Consider the following 7071-nt stretch of genomic DNA (forward strand, 5'->3'; position numbering starts at 1 on the left):
GCCAGACTTGGGACTGAACCCATATTGTTGCACCCAATGGGAATCATATCGTTGCACTTTAGGTCACAGCAATGCTGGGTTACAATGCAAACCGTCAAGAGTGACAATCGCCACATTGTTCCAATTCCATCCCGCTTTCTGAAAGATGGATCATCCTAGCTGTTTATCCACAATCTCGAACAAATCACGCGACAAACCGGCATGCTTGCGCAGAGTCTCCAGGGCAGCACGGGCATGTGCCTGGCGACTGGCATCAAACTTTCTCCATCGGTCAAAACAACGGGCGACTCGGGAAGCGACCTGCGGATTGACGGCATCGAGCTTACACGTCTGCTCGGCAAGAAAGTGGTAACCGCTGCCATCGGCTGCATGAAAATGCACATGGTTACTGCCGAAAGCGCGCAGAAGCGCGTAGACCTTGTTCGGGTTGCGCAAGTCGAATGCGGGATGTTCGACTAGCCGCTTGACCTCATTCAGAACGCTCGAGCGACGACTGGTGGCTTGTACCTGAAGCCACTTGTCGACGACCAGCGCCTCGCCTTGCCACTGCTGGTAAAAGGCATCCAGTGATTGCTGTCGTTCCTCGCCTTCGCTCTGGGCCAAGGCCGACAGACTGGCAAACTGGTCGGTCATGTTGTCAGCGGTATCGAACTGTTGCAGCGCCAGCGCACGGGTGGATGGGCTATCCGCTTCGCACAGGTAACCAAGGCAGACGTTGCGCAGCGCACGGCGGCCAACATCGATCAGATCAAGATGATAACCATCTCTCGGCGCAAAACGCTCATAGCAAGCCTGAAATTCTGCGCCGAGATGCTCGGTGAGGAAGCGGCGCAAGCCGTTGCGTGCAGCGTGCAGGGCATCGGGGTCAACCACGTCCAGTTGTTCGGCCAGCGTTGCTTCGCTCGGTAATGACAGGGCTTCGGCGGCAAAAGCGGGATCCGTATCGGCATCCGCCAGCACCCGCGCCGCTGCCTGGGCGAAACTGACTGGCCAGATTGGCGTGCCTCCCGCACTGAGGGTGGCGGTTGCAGCAATAATCAGGCGATTGGCTAGACGCTGCCCCGCTTCCCAGCGGTTGAATGGATCACTGTCGTGCGCCATCAGGTGAGCGAGATCTGCGTCACTGTAAGCATAATCGAGTACGACGGGGGCCGAGAAATCACGCAGTAGCGAGGGTACGGGAGCGACCAGGACGTCTTCGAAGATGAATTCCTGCGTCTCGCTGCACAGCGACAGCACTAGCTGGCTGACACGGGTGCCGGAATTATCTCCGACCAGACGTATGGGCAGGTCCTGTCCGTCCGGACCAACCAGGCCGATGGTGACGGGAATATGGTAGAGCTGTTTGGCGGGTTGACCGGGCGTAGTGGCGCAGGACTGGCTCAATCTCAGTATGTAGCGATGATTGGCGGCATCATATCGGCCAGTCGCAGCAACGTGTGGCGTACCGGCTTGCTCGTACCAGCGCATGAACTGGCTGAAATCGGCGCCTGATGCATCGGCCATGGCGGCGACGAAATCATCGCAGGTCACCGCCTGCCCATCGTGGCGGGCGAAGTACAGATCCATGCCGCGACGGAAGGCTTGCTTGCCGATCAGGGTCTGGATCATGCGCACCACCTCAGCCCCCTTTTGATACACGGTAGCGGTGTAGAAATTGTTGATCTCGATGTATGAGGCCGGCCGCACCGGGTGCGCCATCGGGCCGCCATCCTCGGGGAACTGGGCGGCACGCAGGCTGCGTACCTCGCGGATACGGGCCACCGAACGGTGATGCACATCGGCGCCGAATTCCTGGTCACGAAAGACGGTCAGCCCCTCCTTGAGCGACAGCTGGAACCAGTCGCGGCAGGTCACGCGGTTGCCGGTCCAGTTGTGGAAATACTCGTGCGCCACCACCCGGTCGATGTTTTCGTAATCAATATCGGTGGCCACATCCTGCCGGGCCAGCAGGTATTTCGTGTTGAAAATGTTCAGGCCCTTGTTCTCCATCGCCCCCATGTTGAAGTCGCCGACGGCGACGATCATGTAATGGTCGAGGTCGCATTCCAGGCCAAAGGTCTGCTCATCCCAGTGCATCGACTTTTTAAGGGCCGACATGGCGTGCGCACACTGGTCCAGCTTGCCCGGCTCGACAAAGATCGCCAGCTGGACCTCGCGGCCCGACGTGGTTCGATAGCTGTCGCGCAGAACGTCGAGCCTGGCGGCAACCATAGCAAACAGATAGCAGGGCTTGGGAAAGGGGTCCTGCCACTTCGTCCAGTGCCGCCCGCCCTCCTCGTCACCGCTGGCGACGGGATTGCCGTTGGCTAGCAGTTGCGGGAACGCCGCTTTGTCGGCATGCAGGGTAACGGTATAGCGTGACATCACGTCCGGCCTGTCCAGAAACCAGGTGATGCGGCGAAAGCCCTGCGCCTCGCACTGGGTGAAATAGCCGTTAGCCGAGAGGTAAAGGCCGGAAAGACGGGTATTGCCGTCAGGGTGAATCCGCGTCACCGTCTCCAGGCAGAAGGCATCCGGCAAGTCGGCCAGCGTCAGATGTCCGGCGCCCAAGCGGTAGCTGTCGGGCGCCATGGGCACGCCATTGAGGCGGAGGGAGATCAGCTCCAGGTCCTCGCCATCGAGCACCAGCGGGTCATTGGGCGTATTCACCGCCGGGTTGCGGCGCACCGAGAGCTGCGCAGTCACCAGCGCTTCACCGCGCTGGAAATTGACGTCAACATCGACCGTGTCAATCAAAAAAGAGGGCTGCGCGTAGTCGGCCAGGTTAATGGTTTGCGGGGTGTCTTGATTCATTGGAAGCATGGCGATCAGGGAAAAACTATAGTGTGACAGAAAATGATGGCTGGTTTCCGGGGGAGGCGTTGGACTTCGGCCTGAATTATTGCTGGCGGCAGCTTGCTATGAGGACCCCTCGGGGCCTGGCCTGACCCCGACATTTTCATGTATAAACACTGGATCAATCGAATCTGGCCCTGTTGATTCGTGGTCGGTGGAGTAAGGGCATTTCAAAACAAAGTTTGTTTTTTGGGATTTATTATGCCAATAAAGTCACGCATTCGTACCGTCCCCCATTATCCCAGGCAAGGGGTGATGTTTCGGGATATCACAACGCTGTTGAAAGACCCGGTGGGTTTCCGTGTCACCATCAATGAATTGGTTAAACGCTATACGGGTGTAAAAATTGACCGGGTTGCTGGTATCGAGGCACGCGGTTTCATTGTTGGCTCGGCACTGGCTTATCAACTGGGCTTGGGCTTTGTGCCCATCCGCAAGAAGGGCAAGTTGCCGGCAGAAACGGTTGGCCACGACTATGAACTTGAATACGGCGCTGATCGCATTGAGATGCATGTGGATGCAGTATCTAAAGGCGAACGGGTGCTGCTTGTGGATGATCTGATTGCGACTGGCGGTACAGCAGGAGCGGCATGCAAACTCATAGCGAGCATGGGTGGCAAGATTGTGGAATGTTGCTTTGTCATCGATTTGCCGGATCTTGGGGGGCGTGCCCGCCTGGAAAAGCAGGGGCACAAAGTTTTTGCGTTGTGCGAATTCGAGGGCGATTGAAGATGGTGCAGATCAGGACTCAGAAGGTCCAGCAATGTTTGCGATAGACGAAATCGATGATCTATTTGATAGAAGCTGAAATGCATCGCAATGCTGACTTTCTGAGAAAGCCTATGCACGAAATCAATGCGATTTTGCTTGAATTTTGTTTGACCAGTCACGAAGCATAAACACTCTGCCCTTCGCCCTGATAGCTCTGATACACATGCTCGAAAACAGCAGCACATTTGGCTTCGTAAATTTCCTTGGAATAAGCGCGCGGCAAGCCTTCATCAAGCGCGTTCTCGATCTCGATTTTCACACGGGCGCGAGTCGAAATCTTTTGCCGCCAGCCCAGCACCAGTAATTTTCGTAGTTTCTCCAATAAGTGGTGCGCGACCTTCTTCACCTCTTCGCGCTCTTCGGTGGATAGCTCCGGCGCAGGCCGGGTGAGGATATCCAGGATTGTGAGTTCTTCTTCGCTCAGGTTCTCGCGTACATGGCGAGTCTGCTCTTCCGTCAGGACGGTGGATAGCGCTAGCAGCTCCTTGAAAATTTCATCAATATTGCGGCTGCCCGAATTGTAGCTTTCGATCAGTGCCTGGAATTTTTCCAGATAATCAGCACGTGTCGGGTTGAGGCGCACCATGCGCTCCAGTTGTGCGCGCACGGCTGCTTTTAGCCGCTCGACATCGGTGTTGCTCGGTTTTTTGTCCTCAAAGCGTTTGCGTAACGCCTCAAAATTGATTTTCGATAAATCAATCTGGCCGTAGTCCTGGGTAGTCTGGCGAATCTTGAACGGTTCGGCTGCAATGGATTCATCCAGCAAATCCTGAATGCCCTGCATGATGTGCGAAATATCCGGTGGTTCGGTCACGGTGCGGATACAAGTGGCAATCGCCGCCAGGCAGCCGCAGCGTTGCGAAAACTCGATTGCTGCCGGGTCTGGCTTTACCGCCCGATACAAGCTGCTGACCAATGTCTCCAACGCAAGGAAGTCGCGTTTGACTGCCTCTGGTGCCATCAGTCGGTCTGCGGCAGCGCTGATTGCACCGGCTTGAGCAAAATTGGCCGTCGAAATGGATTCGATTTCGGCCAGTGCTACACCCTGTTCCAAACAAAATACATTCGCGTCATTCACCGCATAGCGTAATTCGTCCGCCAATGCCTTCTTGTCGCGCACTGGCATTTCTCCGCCACCGCCCTTGCCATAGATCGCCAGCGCTTTTTCCAGTGAGGCGAACACGTTGGCGTAGTCCACAATCAAGCCGCTGTGCTTGCCGGGGTACACACGGTTAGCGCGGGCGATGGTTTGCATCAGCGTATGGTTGCGCATTGGCTTGTCGAGGTAGATGGTCGAACAGCTCGGCGCATCAAAGCCGGTCAGCCACATTGCGCAGACGAACACCAGCCGGAGTGGGTCGGCGGTGTCCTTGAATTTCTCGTCCAGCTTCTCTTCGTTCATGCGCTTGCGGTGCGGCACAATGTCGATGCCCAACCCCGCCATCTGTTCGATCTCGTTCTGCCCCGGCGAGACCACCACCGCCATATCGGTGTTGTCATCTTTCGGCCAGTATTTGCGTACCTTGTCATACATGCGCAACGCAGTCGCCTTGTCGATGGAAACCACCATCGCCTTGCCCTGAAAGCCGCGCCCGAGGAAGTGCCTCACAATGTCCTGCGCCACCGTATCCAGCCGGTCGTCACGGGTGATGAGGTGATACTGCCGTCCCAGCTCGCGCTCCAGCTTCTTCTCGGCCTCATCGGAAAGGTCAGCGTTCTCGATCAACTCGTAGATGTTATCGTTCAGGTCGGGATTGTCGAGATGCAGTTCCGGCGTGCGGTTCTCGTAGAACAGCGGCACGGTCGCGCCATCCTCAACGGACTGCTGGAAGTCGTAGATGGACACATAATCACCGAACACTTCGCGGGTGCGCTCTTCGCCAGCAATCAGCGGCGTGCCGGTGAACGCGACAAACATGGCATTAGGGAGTGCCGCGCGCATGTTCATGGCCAGCGTGTCGTATTGGCTGCGGTGCGCCTCGTCGGTCAACACGATTACATCGCGCCGGTCGCACAGCAATTCGGCGGTCTGGAATTTGTGGATGAGCGTAAAAACGTAGCGGTTGTTGCCGGAAAGCAGCTCGCGCAACTGTGCGCCGCTTTGTGCATGGCTGACCTGCGCATCGCTCACCGCGCCGCAAGCGGCGAAAGTCTTGGCAATCTGCTCGTCCAGCTCCACACGGTCGGTGACAACTACGAATGTCCAGTTGCCCGGCATCTTGCGCAGCACCTTCTGCGCGAAGAACACCATCGAAAAACTCTTGCCGGAACCCTGCGTCTGCCAGAACACGCCGCCGCGCCCGTGGCCTTCCTCGCGCGCTTTGAGCATGGCGCGGATGGCATTGTTCACGCCGATGAACTGATGGTTCTGCCCGATAATCTTGGCCAACCCGCTCTTGTGCTCGGAAAACAGCGTGTAGTTCTCCACCATATCCAGCAAGCGTGCTGGCTCGCACAGCCCGCGCAGCATCACTTCCAGCGACACGCGGCGCGGTTCGTCCTCGCTCTCGATGCGCTTCCACTCGAAGAACCGCTCCCAATCTGCGGTCAGTGAACCGACGCGGCTATCCGTGCCGTTGGAAGCAATCAGCAAAGCATTCGGCCAGAACAGCGCAGGGACGCCATTCTGCGCGTGCTTGTAGCTGGCGAGATTGCCGTCGAAGGCTTGTTTGGCAGGTACGCCCGGTTTCTTCAGCTCGATCACCACCCACGGCAAGCCATTCACAAAACCAATTAAATCCGGGCGGCAGGTATAAAGCTGGCCGACAATGGTCATCTGGCTGACCAGCAGGAAATCGTTGGCAGCGGGATTTGCCCAATCCACCACCCGCACCCGCTCGGTCTTTACTCCGCCTTTTGCCAGATCAGGCACGGATACCTTTACCCCGTCGCGCATCAATTGCCACAGCTCGCGGTTTGCAGCGGTAGGCGCCATTGCCGAACGGTCGCGTGACAACTCGTCCACGGCAGCGCTGATTGCCTCGGGTGGCAGGGAAGGGTTTTGCCGCGTCAGCGCATGGCGCAATCGTGCGGCCAGCACCACCTCGGATTTCGTCTCACGGCCTAAATAGCTCCCCTCGCCCGCTTGCGGGAGAGGGGCTGGGGGAGAGGGCGCATTACCCAATACCTCTTCCGAAGCCGATAACGTCTCCCAGCCCAATTCAGCGAAGAGCTGGATGGCGGGTTGTTCGACGAGGCTATTTTCAGTATAGGTCATAGCTTGAATAGGCTAATTTTCCGCATGTGAGCAAAATTTATCCAATTAGAATTCTTTTAATAAACAGGCACTAAACTCATAATCTATTACCGATAAAAGACTAGGAATAAGCTAAATTCTGATTAACTTGGCTGTATTTAGCTTATTCATAAGGGAAGCCCTGAACAAGTCATCATTCAGGACCTCGAATTAAACATATTGCGGCATCAGGCTTTTTTCCACCGGAATTAGCCTGAAACAGCCCG

At 56.6% G+C, this 7071-nt stretch carries 3 protein-coding genes; 1 reads left to right on the top strand and 2 read right to left on the bottom strand.

Annotation, left to right across the window (positions count from 1 at the left end; genetic code table 11):
* Positions 1 to 150 precede the first annotated feature (150 nt).
* The gene (gene pepN / locus SCT_RS01730) at positions 151 to 2796 is read right to left on the bottom strand and encodes an aminopeptidase N (RefSeq protein WP_059418231.1); all 2646 of its coding nucleotides are present in this window, start codon (positions 2794 to 2796) and stop codon (positions 151 to 153) included.
* 243 nt (positions 2797 to 3039) lie between these two features.
* On the opposite strand from pepN, the gene SCT_RS01735 reads away from it, so the two are divergent.
* Positions 3040 to 3567 carry an adenine phosphoribosyltransferase gene (locus SCT_RS01735; RefSeq protein ID WP_059418233.1) on the top strand — a complete coding sequence of 176 codons (528 nt, stop codon included), beginning with the start codon at positions 3040 to 3042 and terminating at the stop codon, positions 3565 to 3567.
* A gap of 157 nt (positions 3568 to 3724) precedes the next feature.
* Here SCT_RS01735 and SCT_RS01740 read toward each other — a convergent pair whose 3' ends face one another.
* The gene (locus tag SCT_RS01740; protein ID WP_059418235.1) at positions 3725 to 6826 is read right to left on the bottom strand and encodes a type I restriction endonuclease subunit R; all 3102 of its coding nucleotides are present in this window, start codon (positions 6824 to 6826) and stop codon (positions 3725 to 3727) included.
* Between the last annotated feature and the right edge of the window lie 245 nt (positions 6827 to 7071).

This window comes from Sulfuricella sp. T08 (assembly GCF_000971475.1).
Classification (GTDB): Bacteria; Pseudomonadota; Gammaproteobacteria; order Burkholderiales; family Sulfuricellaceae; genus Sulfuricella.